The sequence below is a fragment of the uncultured Campylobacter sp. genome (assembly GCF_937997595.1).
Lineage (GTDB): Bacteria > Campylobacterota > Campylobacteria > Campylobacterales > Campylobacteraceae > Campylobacter_B.
Window position 1 is genome coordinate 1 of the sequence record NZ_CALKTS010000303.1, and the last position, 15,545, is coordinate 15,545.

17 protein-coding genes are annotated in these 15,545 nt (G+C 40.0%); 12 read left to right on the top strand and 5 right to left on the bottom strand.

The window, feature by feature from the left end; all coding sequences use genetic code 11:
* Window positions 1–242: 242 nt before the first annotated feature.
* The 5 genes from Q0614_RS10110 to Q0614_RS10130 form a co-directional block, all read right to left on the bottom strand.
* Window positions 243–2,486, bottom strand: a complete 2,244-nt coding sequence (locus tag Q0614_RS10110; protein WP_298788470.1) for a TonB-dependent receptor — start codon at window positions 2,484–2,486, stop codon at window positions 243–245.
* Window positions 2,487–2,497: 11 nt separating this feature from the next.
* A complete protein-coding gene (locus tag Q0614_RS10115; RefSeq protein ID WP_298788472.1) occupies window positions 2,498–3,349 on the bottom strand; it encodes an energy transducer TonB in 852 nt (283 codons plus the stop codon).
* Complete coding sequence (locus tag Q0614_RS10120; protein WP_297916107.1) at window positions 3,346–3,744, bottom strand: biopolymer transporter ExbD; 399 nt, start codon at window positions 3,742–3,744, stop codon at window positions 3,346–3,348. Before Q0614_RS10120 ends, Q0614_RS10115 begins: the two co-directional genes overlap by 4 nt.
* On the bottom strand, window positions 3,734–4,579 hold the full coding sequence (locus Q0614_RS10125; RefSeq protein WP_298788474.1) for a MotA/TolQ/ExbB proton channel family protein: 846 nt from the start codon (window positions 4,577–4,579) through the stop codon (window positions 3,734–3,736). Before Q0614_RS10125 ends, Q0614_RS10120 begins: the two co-directional genes overlap by 11 nt.
* Before the next feature lie 295 nt (window positions 4,580–4,874).
* Window positions 4,875–5,711, bottom strand: a complete 837-nt coding sequence (locus Q0614_RS10130; RefSeq protein WP_298788476.1) for a ChaN family lipoprotein — start codon at window positions 5,709–5,711, stop codon at window positions 4,875–4,877.
* A 288-nt stretch (window positions 5,712–5,999) separates the two neighbouring features.
* Between Q0614_RS10130 and Q0614_RS10135 the strand changes: the two genes are divergently transcribed.
* The 12 genes from Q0614_RS10135 to Q0614_RS10190 form a co-directional block, all read left to right on the top strand.
* On the top strand, window positions 6,000–6,452 hold the full coding sequence (locus Q0614_RS10135) for a hypothetical protein (RefSeq protein ID WP_298788478.1): 453 nt from the start codon (window positions 6,000–6,002) through the stop codon (window positions 6,450–6,452).
* Window positions 6,388–6,765, top strand: coding sequence for a hypothetical protein (locus Q0614_RS10140; RefSeq protein ID WP_298788480.1), 378 nt, complete (start codon window positions 6,388–6,390; stop codon window positions 6,763–6,765). The genes Q0614_RS10135 and Q0614_RS10140 overlap by 65 nt, the downstream gene beginning before the upstream one ends.
* Window positions 6,749–7,207 (top strand): RAMP superfamily CRISPR-associated protein, encoded by a 459-nt coding sequence (locus Q0614_RS10145; protein ID WP_298788482.1) that lies wholly within the window; start codon window positions 6,749–6,751, stop codon window positions 7,205–7,207. The genes Q0614_RS10140 and Q0614_RS10145 overlap by 17 nt, the downstream gene beginning before the upstream one ends.
* 92 nt (window positions 7,208–7,299) lie before the next feature.
* Window positions 7,300–8,688 (top strand): hypothetical protein, encoded by a 1,389-nt coding sequence (locus Q0614_RS10150; RefSeq protein WP_298788484.1) that lies wholly within the window; start codon window positions 7,300–7,302, stop codon window positions 8,686–8,688.
* On the top strand, window positions 8,685–9,176 hold the full coding sequence (locus tag Q0614_RS10155) for an RAMP superfamily CRISPR-associated protein (protein WP_298788486.1): 492 nt from the start codon (window positions 8,685–8,687) through the stop codon (window positions 9,174–9,176). Before Q0614_RS10150 ends, Q0614_RS10155 begins: the two co-directional genes overlap by 4 nt.
* 2 nt (window positions 9,177–9,178) lie before the next feature.
* Complete coding sequence (locus Q0614_RS10160; RefSeq protein ID WP_298788487.1) at window positions 9,179–10,015, top strand: RAMP superfamily CRISPR-associated protein; 837 nt, start codon at window positions 9,179–9,181, stop codon at window positions 10,013–10,015.
* Window positions 10,016–10,018: 3 nt separating this feature from the next.
* Entirely contained in the window at window positions 10,019–10,504 is a 486-nt protein-coding gene (locus tag Q0614_RS10165; protein ID WP_298788489.1) for a TIGR04423 family type III CRISPR-associated protein, read from the top strand.
* Window positions 10,501–12,666: a TIGR03986 family CRISPR-associated RAMP protein gene (locus tag Q0614_RS10170; protein ID WP_298788491.1), complete on the top strand. Its 2,166-nt coding sequence runs from the start codon at window positions 10,501–10,503 to the stop codon at window positions 12,664–12,666. The genes Q0614_RS10165 and Q0614_RS10170 overlap by 4 nt, the downstream gene beginning before the upstream one ends.
* Complete coding sequence (locus Q0614_RS10175; RefSeq protein WP_298788493.1) at window positions 12,663–13,457, top strand: hypothetical protein; 795 nt, start codon at window positions 12,663–12,665, stop codon at window positions 13,455–13,457. Before Q0614_RS10170 ends, Q0614_RS10175 begins: the two co-directional genes overlap by 4 nt.
* Before the next feature lie 3 nt (window positions 13,458–13,460).
* Window positions 13,461–14,774: a TM1812 family CRISPR-associated protein gene (locus Q0614_RS10180; protein WP_298788495.1), complete on the top strand. Its 1,314-nt coding sequence runs from the start codon at window positions 13,461–13,463 to the stop codon at window positions 14,772–14,774.
* Window positions 14,771–15,151 (top strand): CRISPR-associated protein Csx20, encoded by a 381-nt coding sequence (csx20, locus tag Q0614_RS10185; protein WP_298788497.1) that lies wholly within the window; start codon window positions 14,771–14,773, stop codon window positions 15,149–15,151. The genes Q0614_RS10180 and csx20 overlap by 4 nt, the downstream gene beginning before the upstream one ends.
* Window positions 15,151–15,545: hypothetical protein (locus tag Q0614_RS10190; RefSeq protein WP_298788498.1), on the top strand; the 395-nt coding region annotated here is incomplete at its 3' end. The genes csx20 and Q0614_RS10190, both read left to right, overlap by 1 nt.

Consider the following 15,545-nt stretch of genomic DNA (forward strand, 5'->3'; position numbering starts at 1 on the left):
GAGCGCTGGTCTCATAAGCCGGAGGTCGAGAGTTCAAGTCTCTCTCTTGACACCATCAAATCACGAACTTCGCCTTTTAATGTAAGCCTTTGCTTTAAATTTCGCGTAAATTTTATCATAGGAATTATTAAATTTACATTGTAGAGCGGTTTTCGGCACGGCGGTTGAAATTTTAAATTTGCCGGCCCGGTACAAGTTCATATAATGAGAGCCTGCGCCGGGCTATAGGGGGCGCTTTTATATTAGTACCTATATTCGATGCTTAAAAGCGCGGTGCGACCTCGAGCCGAGTTGTTAAAAATCGTTATATCGTCATTAAATACTTGATTGGAATACGACGAGTTATATGTGTAGAGCGCATCCATATAGTTTTTATCAAAAACGTTTTGCACTTCGAGCTTAAATGTTAAATTTTCAATCGGTTTATAGGTCGCATACATATCAAAAATCGTAGGGATGCTCGGTAAATCCTGCGTTTTTATAGATTTAAATTCCGCACCGTTCGTAGTATACGTAAATAACGGGTTCATTCTTTTTGCTTTGCCCGTGATTTTGGCTATACCGCCTATCGTTAGTTTTTCATCGAAAAATCTTACTCCCGCATCGATAGTGGCGTAGTATTTCGGAAGCTCGCTAAATTGCGATACGCCGCTTGAAGGTCCGTTCGTCCAATCCACCGCCGTACTGTCGGAGAGCGGATACGACGCCTTTTGACGAGAGTAGGTGGCGGTAGTATAAAAGTATCCCGCGTCATACATCAGCTCAATCTCAAAACCCCTAAGCGTCGCATCGCCGTTTAGACGCGTAAGATACATCGTATCAGGGCTGCCGTTATCGTCGTAAAAAAGCATGAGCCTGTCGTAAATATAGTTTTTTACCTTGCTACGATAGTAGGTAAGCTTAAACCCAAAAATGTCGTCGTTCGCGATTAATCCGTGCTTATGGGAATTAAATCCCAACTGAAACGTCTTGGCGGTTTCCGGTTGCAAAAAGGTATTGATATCTTCATAAACCGTGCCCGAGTGAAAAAGCTCCTGAACGTTTAACGCGCGGGTACTTTTGGAGTAGCCGATAAACGGCGCGAAAAGTTCGTGCAAGCTTACGCCGTTCATAAGCGAATAATTCAACTCGTCGCCATCTTTTTTCATCCATCCCGCTTCTTTCGGTTGGCAGTAGTTATTGTATACCGAGCAAACGCCTTTTTCGCCGCTGAGCTGCCAGTGCATAAAATTTACGTTCGCGTCAAGGGTAAAAATTCCGTATTCGAGCGAATTATCAAGATAAAGACTTCTGAGCTTTTGTTTGCCTTGAGGAACGGAAAACGACGTTTTAAGCCCCGCATAGTCGCTATCTCCGGTAATCCTCTTATACTCGTTATTTAATAAATTTACACCGAGCGTGGATTTTAAATTCGCGCTCGCGGGGTTGAATTGAAAGGTATTGCTTAAATCAAGTATATCGGCTTTGTTTTTAAATTTCATTCCGTTTTGTAACGGCGCCCAACCGATGGTGGCATCTTTGTCGTATTTTTGCGTTGTATCGCTTACGGATGCCTTCATTTTAACGTCTATAAAATCGGAATTTGGATTAAATCTATAATCCAGCTGATAGTTGTTATTTTTTATCTTTCTTCTCGCCAGATAATTCGAATGTCCCCGATAGGACGCTATTGCGTTGTGTGCATCCCGTCCGTATTCAAATTTAAACAAATAGCTTTTCGGTTTTTGCTTGAGCGTATCCACATCTAGCGGTGCGGCGAGATCCGGTATCCCGTCGCCGTCTATATCGGGCGCGGCGTCTTCGCTTCTTACGCCGTTGCCGTCTTTGTAATTTTGCGTGCTTCTTTTGCCGCTGTATGCGAAAAGGGTGCCTATGTTCGCGCCGCTTTCGAGCTCGTCTTTTGCCGCGAGAGCGCCCATATAGCTCGGTCCTAGGCCGTTCGTGCCGTAGGAATAACGGCCTAGAAAACCGAAGATATTACCGTTTCGTACCACGTCGTCCACGCCTATCGTACGAAAATTCGCGCTTCCCATTATGCCGTTCGTCGCTCCGCGAAACGAGCCGCGCTCTACGTCTATGCCTACGAGTAAATTTTGATCTATCAGCGCTCCATAGGCCGACGTGCCTAAATTTCCGGTGAATGAATGATATCCGCCCGAATCCGCCGCCGTGCCGTAATATGTTTGAGTGACGCCGTCTACCATCGTATCGACGCGCCCGAGCCCCGTTAATCCGCGGATATTAACCGATACGCTACCCTGGGCCTGATCTACTTGCGTGTAGGTTCCCGGAAGCGCCCGCACGATGCTATCGACACTTTGGTTCTGCGATTTTATATCGTCGCGAGAGCTGAGCGCACCCGCTTTTAAAAAGCTCGATTCGCCGCTTTTGAGCTTATCCGCCGAAATTTCAAGCGTCTCAAAATCCACGTCTTCGCCGAAAAGTATGCTTATAACCGCCATACTCAATGCTACAAATTTCCTCATATGCGCTCCTTTTAGAAATTTATCTTTTGCTCTTTGTATTTTTTGATATTAAATTCCACGGGAAAATGAAGCGTGAGCTCATTCGAATTCACAAAATATTCGCTCGGCGGGGTCGGAAGCGGCGAAGCGCGATAAAAAAGCTGCACTGCTTCGCTATTAAGCGCTTCAAATTTAACCCCGTTTTTCACGCTAACGTTTATAATTTTGCCGCTTGGCGAAATTTGAACTTTTACGTAAACGATACCTTCCTCGCCCTGCGCCAAAGCCGTCTGCGGATATCTTTTATGCTTATTGAGATGCGACATTACGGCGCCTTTCCAGCTTCTTTGAGCTCCGCCGCCCATGCCGCTTGAGTTGCTCGTTATGGTATTGCCGTTTCCGCTTATCGGAGCAGAAGCTGCGCCGTCTTTAGCAGCGGAGTTAAAATTTGATTGCGAGTCGTTGTTTGCGGTATCGTCGTTTTTCGACGCATTATTTCGGATCGCGGGCCTGATATTTTTTTTCGTGATTTTTTTCGGCTTTTCCTTTGGTAAAATTTCAGGTTTTTGCACCGCTTCGATCGGCGAGTCGATATTCTGTATCGGCGAAATTTCGGGCTCGTCCGTCTGTATGTGCGGCTCGGGCTCGGCGCTACTTGCTTTGACAGAGTTTATCGCCGCTTCTTTGAAATCCCCGATAGGCAGATCCGAAACTATCATAATAGATTCAAATTTATCGCCTTTTATCGGATAGTCGAATCCACCGAAATTTTGCTCTAGGCTGATGGTATTTCGATTTGTAAACAAATAGCCGAAGGCGAAAATATGACAAGCCAGAATCGTTAAAAAGGATATAAGCCAACATCGACGCGAGATTATTATCATTGCTCGACCTTGCTGCAAAGGGCTATTTTTGAGTAGCCTGCTTTTTTTATGCGCTCGATCGTCCCGATTAAAATTTCATAGGGCACGGATTTATCTACGTGAAGATATACGACGTTTTCGCGATCGCCGCCCGTTTTTTGATCGAGTACGGCTGCTAAATTTTCGCTACCTACGAGCTCCGTGCCGAAATATATTTCGTTGTGCTCGTTGATACTCAGGATGATCGGTTTATTTATGTCTTGCTTTTGATCGCTTACGGCTTTAGGGAGCTCCACTTTTACCGAACTGGTAACGATGGGCGTGACTACCATAAAGATGATTAAAAGCACGAGCATAACGTCTATAAACGGCGTTACGTTTATCTCGCTGAGCTCTTCGTTTTGATTACGCAGCATCGCATTGCCTATCAAATATCAAATAAATTCTTGAGCTCAATGCGTCGATTTTGACGTTAAAATTTAACCCCGCTCTTACAAAATAGTTATAAATTAATACCGCAGGAATTGCCGCAGATAAGCCGAGCGCGGTTGCGAATAACGCTTCTGCGATGCCGGGAGCTACGACGCTGAGGCTGGCATTATTCGAGTTCGCGATATTTATAAAACTATTCATAATGCCCCAAACCGTGCCGAATAATCCGATAAACGGCGCGGACGAGCCGATGCTCGCCAGGATGCCCGTATGGCTTTTTGCCAGGTGGATCAAATTTGCATTTTTCAGCTCCAGTCGCTCTTTTACGCGGTTTTTTAGTGATGCGTTAACCGTCTTGCTTCTTTTAATTTCATCTTTTATTTCGCGTGCGAGTTGCACGGCAAACCCGTTTCGATCGAGCTTTAATACCTCGTCGATACTGTTTATCCGTTCGCATGCAAGGCTATCTTTTTTAAGCCTTGAAAATGCAAATTTAAACTGGATAAATTTCGCCAAAAATATCGTCCACGTCATCACCGAAAAAAGTAGTAAAATTCCCATTGCAGCTTTAACGACGATGTGAGCGTTCTTAAAAAACGATTGAAACGACATATCTACCGCGGGAGTGTGCTCTTTGGGTGTGGGTTGCGCGGGATTTCGTTCGGTTTGCGCGGAGCCCGGCACTGGCGTTTGGACGCTGTCGTTTTGCTCCAAATTTAAAGTCGCCGAATTTTGTATCTGCAAATCCCCGCCCGTCGTTAAATTTTCATCGCAAAGACAGAGCGTAAAAAATAAAAATAGAGCTACCGCAATTTTCATATCATTCCTTTTTGCATTTTGCCGATAAATGAACTCGCCCGTAATTTAGCGAGATGTCGTCGTTCAAATCGCCTGCAAATTCGCCGTGCTTTTTTGTTCACATCGCCGATGCGGTTGCGCGAGAACTCGCACCGAGGCTTTATGCGCCGCAAACCGAGCTTTTGCCGGAAGCGTTTAAGCAAAATCATCTACGCAAGATTTACGTATCCGAGCGCTTGCACCGATATTTCGCTCCGGCGTGCGTGCGGTAAAACTTGGCGGCCGAGACGTATCTTTTCGGCAAAATTTCATTTCTTTATTTAAAATTCCAAATATAATCGGCTTTGGTGCTGTCGATTGCGCCCTGCTCGTAATCATCGCTTCCTAAAATCAGCACTTTTACCCGCTTTTTCGTCTTGAAATCGATTAAATGTAGCGGCACGCCTACGTCTTTAAACGTATGAAGGCCGCCCGCAATAAGCAAGGTGGAGTTATTCGCGCGGTTTAACACATCGGCCATCCTGCGATCTTTATATTGCTGTGCCTGAATAAATGCGGCTAAGGTTTTATCGTCCATTTTGCCGTGCGAAAGCTCTATGCCCTCTTTAATCTTATCTTTTACGCCCTTCGTCGTCGAGACATCGCCCTTTATCGGCTCTGCTCCCGCAAATATCGTATTTATTTCATTTTTGCTCAAATTCGCAGCTTTTAAATTTGCGGTTTTATAGGCCGATTTTACGATATCGCCGTAATGCGAAACGCTCCAGCTTTTATCCCAATTTATAGCGCTTAATAAATTCTCCGGCGGAATTGTATCCGCGTACGCTTTATCGATAAGAGGCTGCTTTTCGCTGCTTATCATTTCAAAAGCGACGTCTAAATTTTTTATCGTAGCGAGCGTTTCGATAAGTAAAATTTCGGCGGCTTTGTGATTTTTATTCTCGTGAAGCTCGCCGATTACGAGCACGTCTACGTTTGATAGTTCGTTAATAAACTCATTAAATTGAAGCGGTGCGCGGTCGCGTAATCGAATAATTTTGCTATCGGTTTTGAGTGTGTTTAAGTCGTTCAAAGCGACCCTCTCGCTGCTCATGCAGCCGCAAAATAGAGCTATCGCAAGAAGATGCGGCAAAATTTTGATCGCTTTTTGCATTTTAAATCCCATTATCAATTTAAATCGCGATGATATAGGATTTATCATTAAATACTGCTTAATAATTTCAGAGTTCAAAATAAAATTTTGAAAATATCTATCGTTGTAATATCATGCTACCGCGCTCGATTATAAGGACCGGTGCAATTTAATCAAATTTTAACAAAAGCCAATGTGTATAATCGCTCATTTTTCAGAGGCACTTGATGAGGCAACAAAGACTGCGTTTGTTAATGCCAAAGAAAAACAAAAGACGCTCTTGGCAAAGTCGACCTGAGGATAAAAGAGTTGATCTTAAGTGGCGACGATATGACGGTTGTTTGCGATGCGGATATTGCACTAGAATTTACGAAAAATTTTATCAAAGAATTTGAAAACGAAACAGACAAGAAAAAGCCTGCAATAGAACAAAAGCTAACTATGTGCGCTGGCATCGCTTACTGCAACGAAAAATTCCCGTTTCACTATGCGGTTAGTCTAGCCGAGGAGCTTTGCTCGGCAGCCAAAAAGCACTCCAAAAATAAATATGTTGAAAATCAAGAAAAAGACATCGCACCAAGCTGCCTAATGTTTCATAACGTCCAAAGCTCAAATTTTAAAAGCTGGGATAAATTTATAAAAGACGAGCTTACGATCGGAGGCGAAAAAAGAGGGATGCATGACCGAAGGCGAAAAAATGCGAGAAATCAAATGCGATTTTGGACCTTATTATTTGGGAGATACGACCAAGTCAAAAAATGAGCCAAAGGTAGAAAATTTTGTAAATTTAGCCAAAATTTATCGCAACGAAAATAGCCCAAAAGGCAAACTGCGAGAGTGGATAAAGGAGCTCGGCATAAACGACAAGCTAGCTAAAAGTATGCTAGATCGGATAAACGAGATGTTAGAAAACAAGGGAGAATTTGATAAGGCGCTGAACGGTCTTTACGGCGGGCTAAAATGCGAAAATTTGATTTTAGAAAAGGATGGGGAACAAAAAACCCCGATCTACGATATATTGCAATTTCTGTCCGTTACTTCGGGCGCGGAGGATAAAAATGACGATAAATTATGAGCTTAAATTTTTTGACTATTGGCATGTTAGTAGCGGCCTTAGCGGCGGAGCAGCGCTTGATAGCTACGTGATAAAAGACTCCGCAGGCCTTCCATATGTGCCAGGCAAAACTATAAAAGGACTTGTCCGTGAGGCGGCGGAGCTGTTTTGGGATCAAGGCGATATAGATAAATGCTTCGGCTCCAGGGGTGGCAAAGGAGAGCAAAAAAATAACGACGATACGACGCAGGCGCAGTGCTATTTTAGCAGCGCAACGATAGATGAAAAAATCGCTGCCGAAATTACGTCAAATAAATTAGAACGCAATCTTTTTGAAATCATTTCAGCTACCAAAATCGATGAAAACGGTATCGTGGCAGATAAATCCCTAAGAGATATAGAGGTTGTTTTACCTATAACTTTGATCGGCAAGATAGAAAATATAGATGATAAATTTGCCTAAAATTTAGTCCGCGCTCTTAAATCTGTAAAGCGGATGGGGCTAAACCTTAATAGAGGCCTCGGCAGATGCGAATTTGAGATTAAGGAGTTATAATGAGAGAGCTTAAATTTGAGATAACTTTCAAAAGTCCTATTATCTTGCAGGCGAGCTCCAATACGCAGGGCAAAATGAGTCCGCTTGATTTTATCCCCGGAAATGCATTTTTAGGTATGGCGGCTAGCAGATACGGCGGCTTTAACGATCCCTTTAAAATTTTTCATAGCGGCGATGTGAAATTTTGTGACGCCTCGCCGATCAAAGATGGCAAAGAATTCTTTAAAATTCCGCTTTCCTATTTTCATGAGAAACTTGATAGCAGCAAAATTTACAATCACCATTTGCTAATCGACAGCGAATTTCAAAAATTTACTCAGCTAAAACAGATGCGAAGCGGCTATATAAACGACGAAAACGAGCAGCTGAACTTAAAATACGAATACTCCCAAAAAAGTGCCTATGACAAAGATAAAAGACGCTCCAAAGATAGCCAAATGTATGGCTACGAGGCGTTTAGGGCCGGATTGAAATGGCGATTTAGCGTTAAATTTGACGCCAGCGTGAGCGAAGATGATATAGTTTTAGCGAAAGAGACGCTAGTGCGCTCAACTAGGCTCGGTAAATCAAAGAGTGCGGAGTATGGAGCGGTAGAGATTAAATTCATCGGCGAAAAAACAGAAGAAATTAAAACATTTACGCCGCCCGAAAAATATACTTTTGTTTATGCCAAATCCCGCCTTGCGCTTATTGACGAAAACGGCAATCCAAGCTACGACGTAAAGCATATCTTGCCAAATTTGGGTGTAAATAATGTCGATTATGAAAAGACGCAGATTAGAATTTCGAATTTTACCCCTTATAACGGCGCTAGAGCCACAAAAGATTACGAGCGAGCCTGCATAAATAAAGGTAGCGTTATTGCGCTAAAAGAGCTAAGCAGCGAGCAGATTGCCGAGCTAAAAAAGGGCGTCGGAGCGTATTTGAGCGAAGGTTTTGGCGAAGTGCTGATTAACCCGTGGTTTTTAAATGGTGGCGATGCAAAGTATAATCCGATAGAATTCCAAAAAGAAGCGGAGGCCGAACGCTCGATTAAAGAAATACCGATACAAAGTGATTTGGCTAAATTTTTAAAACAAAAACATACTACGAAAGACCAAGCTCTTGAAATAACCGAAGAGGTAGCTAAATTTATAGGAGATCATAAAAACAAATTCAACAAAATTTCAAACTCACAGTGGGGTGCGATAAGGGCGCTTTGCAAAACCAAAACTGATCAAAATATTTGCCAAGAAGTTGATGATTTTATATCAAAAGGCGTTATGGCCGAAAGATGGAACGATGGAAAAGAGCAGCTTTTGGGGGCTATTGCAAAAAGTAGAGATCCGCTTAAATTTACCTTGTTCTTATCTATGCAAATGCCAAAAATCACAGGAGAAAAGCAATGAAAAGATTTTTAGCGTACGTTATCATAGAAGCCAAAACTCCGCTAAAAGTCGGAGGCGGCAAAAATGATCTATTTTTGGATGCACCGGTGCAAAGAGACTGGAACGGCCTACCGATGATTCTTGGCACCTCGGTTGCCGGGATTTTACGTAGGGCATTTGAAGATTGCAAGGGCGAAGATGATGTTAATGAAATTTTCGATACGAAAGACGAACGAGATCCAAATAAACAAAAAGGCTCAAGACTAATTATCTCAAACGCTCTGTTGCTCGTCGATAAGAATAACAAAGTTTGCGAAGAGTTGCTTTTGCAAAAGAGCGAGTTTTTGCGCTATTTTGATATCTTGCCGATTAGGGATCACGTCGCTATAGGCGCAAATGGTACGGCAAAAGACGCGGGTAAATTTGATAAAGAAGTCGTATTTAAAGGAACTAGGTTTAAATTTTCGCTTGAACTTGACGGAAGTAAAGAGGACTTTAAAAAAAATTAAATTTGCTTAGCGATCCTGCGCTAAGGCTTGGCGGCGGAAGCTCGAAAGGCTTCGGCTCGCTTGGAATTTTAGAGATAAAATGGGGCGAGTTTGAGCCGGACAGATACTCTAGCAGTTTAAATTTTAGCTCCGATGAGTTTGTAAAATTTATGCCCGATAGCGCAGCGGACGGTAATTCGGCAAGACAAAAATTTATCAGATACGAACTTAAAATTTCGCCCGATGATTTCTTTATGTTCGGAAGCGGATTTGGCGATAAGGATGCGGATCAAACGTCGGTGCTTGAGAGTGTGATCGACTATGAAAACAAATGCCTTGGCAAACGTAAAATTCTAATCCCGGCAAGTTCGGTAAAAGGCGCATTATCACACCGAACGGCGTTTTATTTTAATAAAATTAATAAACAATTCGGCGAAAAAGCTAAGGTCGGCAGCGAAAACGAAGCCGTAAGGAAAATTTTTGGCTACGAAAAGAATAAAAACGAAAAAGGCTCCAAAGGCAAAATTTTAATCAGCGATTGCTTTTTGGATTACGACGAAGCAAAAGATACAAAGGTTTTCGAACACGTTAGCATTGACCGCTTCACGGGCGGAGCGATCGATAGCGCTTTGTTTCAAGAAAAAGCGGTCGCAAAAAGAGACAAATTTATAATAGAAATTTTGCTTAAAAACGATGCGCGCGACGATACAGAAAAGAGGGCTTTTAAGAATGTCTTAGAGGCTTTTGAAACGGCTTTAGATGACCTAGTCAAGGGGCGTTTGCCGCTTGGCGGAGTAACCACAAAAGGGTATGGATTTTTCAAAGGCGAAGTCATAAAAACAGCAATAGATAGGAGCTAGCAGATGAGAAAAAATAGAGACGAAATTTTAAAATACGTGAATGAAAATTTAAAAGGCTACGAGGGCTACATCCAGCTAATGGGTGAAAAAATCGACGAGAAGCACCTATTTTTAGCGGGCGAGCGAACTCCTGGTCTAGGCGAAGACGAGCTAATTTACGAGGCGCATTTTTTTAATGCAAATTTGAAGAAAAGTATTTCTATCCGTCAGATAAACGACGCTTGGTTTGTCGATGAAACAGAGTTGGGGGGCGCAAATTTAGATCCGAAGAAAAACCCCGACATAAAAGAATTTCACTCTAAATTTAAACCTGAGTTTTCTGCCAAATTCAAAGAAGTCAAAATAAAAATGGCTCAAATTTGGCAAGATGAAAAAGACGAGTTTTGTGAAGCGCCTCAAGACAATGGAACTCTTGAGGGTTTGCCAGTATTGAAACTTCAAAAGATAGTATTTGCAGGCTTTGTAAAAGATGAAAAGGATAAAAAATGATAACCGCTCCATATAATTTCGTGCCACTAAACGATAAAATTTTCTACCCGCCTTGGGCTAGTGAGAACATTCTTAAAAATATCCATGACGTGCCGTTTGAAGACGGCGAAAGCGGCGTAATCGAGCTTGAGGTAACCGCCAAAAGCCCTATCTTTATAAAGGATAGCAAAAATCCGAGCGAGTTTTGCCATTCCATAAACGAAAACGGAGGCAAAGAGTATTATATCCCCGCAACCAGCATCAAGGGCATGATAAGAAACGTGCTTGAGATAATGAGCTTTTCAGCTATGAACTTTATAGATGATAAAAAGTATTCTATGCGGGATTTTACGGACGAATACAAAAATAAAGTCCTAAAAGATATTAAATGCGGTTGGCTTTATAAAGAAAATGGTGCGATAAAGATAAGAGAATGCGACGGAATTTACCGCATAAAGTATCAAGAGATAGAATATAAATTTAAGAAACAAGGTTATAGAAATCGCTTTTTGTGGGGCAAATTTGATGATAAAAATGATCCGCTTAAAAACGCTTGCGCCAAATATGATTTAGTCAAATTTGAAAATGTAGATAAAATTTATAATTTTTCAAAAGAGGGGTCTAAAAACGGTAGAAATATAGTGAAATTTGACGACAGAGGCTCGTTATTAGGTAAAGTTGTGTTAACAGGGCATCCGTCGGCCAGAAAAGACGATAAGGTAAACCCCAGTGGAAAAAATTATGATTTTGTCTTTATACAAAAACAAGATGCGAAAATTTTTAATGTAAGTGAATGTGTGTTTGAAGTGTTTAAATTTGCTTATTTTGACGGCAGGAAAAAGCAGCCCGTGCAGTCTGCCGACTGGACTTTCTGGAAAGAAAAACTAAAAAGTGGCAAAGAAATCCCCGTATTTTTTCATGCTAACGGTAATGAGGTTATTCATTTTGGACTTTCATATCTTTATAAATTACCTTTTGATAAATCCGTAAAAGAGGTCTTGGCTCATACACAAATAAAAGAGAGTAAGCCCGATTTATCAGAAATTATATTTGGATATAGTAGAAAAATTAAAAATAAACAAGAGTCCTTAAAAGGAAGGGTTTTTGTATCTCACGCCAAAGCTATCCAAAATGTAAATTTAGACGATGAGGTAAAAGTCGTCTTGGGTTCCCCAAAAGCATCTTACTACCCGATTTACATAAAGCAAAATGGCGAAAAATATGCTACTTATAATGATAGAAATGCCACACTATCTGGTTTTAAGCGATACCCGACGCATAAAGGTCAAAGCGTCGCTACAAGTGATACTAGTGATAAAACAGCAAATATAGAAACAGCTATCACGCCACTTCAGTCGGGAGCAAAATTTAGATGCAAAATATTAGTCCATAATCTCTTGCCTATTGAGATTGGAGCACTGCTATCAGCTATTACATTTCATAAAAACGATCTTTGCTATCATTCTATCGGTATGGCGAAGCCTTTAGGATACGGCAAAATTAAACTCAGCGTCTTAGACCTCAATGGATTCAGTAAAGAAGTTAAGGAGTATTTAAAGGATTTTGAGTCGGCTATGAACGGTGAAATTTTCGACGGCAAGATAAAATGGCACGAAAGCGAGCAGATAAAAAATTTATTTTCAATGGCTAGCGAGCAAGATAACGAAGGTAATTCTGAATTGGTATATATGAATCTTGAAGATTTTGCAAAAAGTAAAAATAATGATCGTCGCTATTATTTGGATAGGTATATTAAACTTACAAATGTAAATACGGTACAAGCAGTTCCATTATCCGATCAACAAAGCATATCGTTATATCAAAAATTTGCAAACGATCTAATAGAAAAAGAGAAGGCTTTAAAAGAGGAAATAGAACTTCGAAGAAAAGAAAAAGAGCTGCAAGAAGCTACAAGCAATATGAGCGAACTGGATAAAAGAATTTATAAGCTCAAAAACGATCCCATTTATAAAAATATGCCCGAAGCGACAGTCTTATTTAAAGCGATAAGTCAAACCGATAAATTTGACGATATGAAATTGGAAGCGCTTTGTGGGTTAAGAGATATGTTTAAAAAGATTGGAAGATGGAAAGAGAAGACCAAGCAAAAAAGGCCGGAAAAAGACAGAGACTATCAAGATACGTTAAAGATAATGGAGATGCTAAAGGAATTTAAAAAATGACGCATTATGAAAAAAGAAATTTTCAAAAAATAGTCGTTTCGCTTTTGGGAAGTTCTCTTTTAGGGTATAGGGCGTTTTTTATCATCGCGGGAGTATTGCTGTTTTTCGCTTGGTTGCCGGACGGAATGTCGTCGCTACTAGATAAAATTTTCGGCGGCGAAATTTTAAAATGGAGCGCCAAAGACGGCACTATGCTGGTTCAAATTTTAGGCTCTATAGTGATTTTTGGGGTAATCAAACGAATAATTCCTAAAGACATCCCTAATGTCGATATATGTATAAATGATAGACCCAAAAGGGCTAAAGTTCTAGTGCTATTTTTAAGCGAAAATAATGGCGGAATAGAAGAAATTTTGAAATTTAAAACTATCGATGAGTATGGAAGAAATAATTATAGAATGCCGCTAAAAGCGATAGATTATCACAAACAAAGGCTTAAAAAGATTATAGTCGCTTGTTCTGAAAAATCTCACGGCGATAGAGATAAATTTTTAAAATGCGTGCAAAATCTCTTTGGTAAGGAGCTTGCGGATATGGCGAATGTACGATATATAAAGAATTTCGAAGACGCAAAAAGCGTCTATAAATTTTTAGAAAGCATATATAGCCAGCTTAAGCAAGAGGGTTTTATAGAGGACGACATCGTATTTGATGTCACGGGAGGGCAAAAGGCGATAAGTATAGCCGGAGCGATGTTTGCGATACCCAACGATAGGCATTTGCAGTACGTCTCCACTAGCGATTATACTGTCAAGCACTATGATTTAACTTATATGCAAAATGAGGAGTAAAATATGAAAGTTGTAACGATTTTAGGGAAAGGTTATGTTAAGGAGGCCGAAGAAAGACCGATCTATGAATACGATGAGAAGCTTAAAAATTCGTATTCTTTAAAAAAGCAAAGATATACGAATATGCTTCCGCTTTTGATAGATAATTTTGGCGTTCAAAATATCGTACCTATTTTTACTGAAGATGCGAGAGATGATCAAATAAAAGTTTTAGAAAAGGAATTTAAAACAAGCCATATCGAGATATTTAACAATAAGAATTTCATTAGAGGCGATACGGATTTTTATGAAATTCTACGTATTATAAATGAAGCAACCAACGAAGATAATGAATATATAATCGATCTAACTCACGGCTTTAGGCATATTCCTATTTTAGCTACCATCTCACTTATATCTCAAAGCTTAAGCGATATGAATAAAATCAAACATATATTTTTTGCAAAAGAGATAATAAATCAAAAAAAGTATGAGATTATCGATTTAAAAGAATACTTAGAGCTTGCAAATATGTCGTATATGCTCGAAACATTCGATAAAAACTATACCGTTTCATTCGTAGCCGCGTTTGAAAACGAGGATTTTGAAAATTTAAGAGGCGAACTAACGAAATTTTCAAACGATATTCTTGCTAACTCGCTAAAAGCGTTAGAAAGCCGCTTTGATACAGTTTTACGATATATAGAAAATATCAAAAAGAACGAGCAAATTTTTACCTTTAAGTCCAGCCTCGATCAAATCAAAGATCATATAGAAAATTTAAAGCAAATCAGCAAAAAGAGGGATTACCAAAAATTATATGAAATGTCGGAAGTTCTTAATATGAAGGGCTACTTATTAAACGCTATAACCTTGCTATTTGAGGCTATCGGGTACTATTGTGCAAGCGGAATAGAAAAAATTAGCCCAAAAATAGAAGCTTATGTAGCAAAATTTAAAAGTAGCGATATTTTTAATTCCTATGATTTAACGAATCAATCAAGAAATTTGGTAAAAATCGGTGAAAAGATGGACTCCTATCTGTTTGGAATGAAGAAGGCGCGAACGTATTTTGGATCTGACGAGAAAAAGCTTAGCAAAAAAGAAGCTAGCGAATATTTGCAAGATATAAAAGCTTTAGTCTGCAATAAACTAGAAAAAATTCCTAATATCGAAGAATTTAGAAATTTTATTTTTGACGCCGAGAATTTAAGAAATAATCTCGCTCATAGTAATAGCAGCGATGAAATCAAAAATCCGAAATTAAATTTCAAACGGCTTTTAGAAGACTATAAAAAATTCTGCATAAAGGACGATATTTTAGGGGTAAGCGCGTGAAAACCCTATTCACCCTAATAAACCACACCTTGACGTCGGAGCAAGAAGAAGACGCGAGGAAGAATTTAAATGTTGATAAATTCATAAACATAACCGATGCGATGTGGAGCGATATCGACCCGTCTGAAAAAAGCATAATAAAATTCGTTGAAGTGTATAAAGATAAACTTAAAAAGCAAGCAAAAGCGGGCGACGTATTGCTGGTGCAGGGTGATTTCGGAGCGACTTATAATATGATAAGATTTGCTAAAAGTATGGGTCTGATCGTCGTATATGCGACTACTAACCGCATCGTAAGCGAGCAGGTAGAAAACGGCAAAGCCGTAATTAAACGAGAATTTAAACACGCAAGATTTAGAGAATACGAGGAGTTATAATGTCATCAGATGCAGACAATAAAACGATAGTTATCTTTGAAATTTTAAAAAAGTTAGTTGCAAAGCAAGAAATTTATCTTACCGATACAGAGCTTTTAGATGAGTTAAGGATTAAGGAAAGAACGCTTAGAAGGTATATGGGCGAAATCGACAAGCTATTTCCAGACGCTTTTAGGATAGAAAGCAAGCTCATGGGGCATGGCAAGAGACCGGTAAAAGTATTAAGAGTATATGACAAAAACAAAGATATAATCGGCGTTTTAAAATGTCTTTTAGAATATGGCAATGATCTAGGCTGGTTAATTAGTTTATTAAACGAAAATGATCCTAGGTTGTTTAACGATTTAGATAAACATGAAAAAGAGAAGGTATCTGAACAATTAAAAGAGGATTC

Coding starts and splice junctions, on each gene's coding strand:
- Q0614_RS10110 (WP_298788470.1), bottom strand. CDS start 2,486: ATGAGGAAATTTGTAGCATTGAGTATGGCGGTTATAAGCATACTTTTC.
- Q0614_RS10115 (WP_298788472.1), bottom strand. CDS start 3,349: ATGATAATAATCTCGCGTCGATGTTGGCTTATATCCTTTTTAACGATT.
- Q0614_RS10120 (WP_297916107.1), bottom strand. CDS start 3,744: ATGCTGCGTAATCAAAACGAAGAGCTCAGCGAGATAAACGTAACGCCG.
- Q0614_RS10125 (WP_298788474.1), bottom strand. CDS start 4,579: ATGAAAATTGCGGTAGCTCTATTTTTATTTTTTACGCTCTGTCTTTGC.
- Q0614_RS10130 (WP_298788476.1), bottom strand. CDS start 5,711: ATGCAAAAAGCGATCAAAATTTTGCCGCATCTTCTTGCGATAGCTCTA.
- Q0614_RS10140 (WP_298788480.1), top strand. CDS start 6,388: ATGCGAGAAATCAAATGCGATTTTGGACCTTATTATTTGGGAGATACG.
- Q0614_RS10145 (WP_298788482.1), top strand. CDS start 6,749: ATGACGATAAATTATGAGCTTAAATTTTTTGACTATTGGCATGTTAGT.
- Q0614_RS10150 (WP_298788484.1), top strand. CDS start 7,300: ATGAGAGAGCTTAAATTTGAGATAACTTTCAAAAGTCCTATTATCTTG.
- Q0614_RS10155 (WP_298788486.1), top strand. CDS start 8,685: ATGAAAAGATTTTTAGCGTACGTTATCATAGAAGCCAAAACTCCGCTA.
- Q0614_RS10165 (WP_298788489.1), top strand. CDS start 10,019: ATGAGAAAAAATAGAGACGAAATTTTAAAATACGTGAATGAAAATTTA.
- Q0614_RS10170 (WP_298788491.1), top strand. CDS start 10,501: ATGATAACCGCTCCATATAATTTCGTGCCACTAAACGATAAAATTTTC.
- Q0614_RS10175 (WP_298788493.1), top strand. CDS start 12,663: ATGACGCATTATGAAAAAAGAAATTTTCAAAAAATAGTCGTTTCGCTT.
- Q0614_RS10180 (WP_298788495.1), top strand. CDS start 13,461: ATGAAAGTTGTAACGATTTTAGGGAAAGGTTATGTTAAGGAGGCCGAA.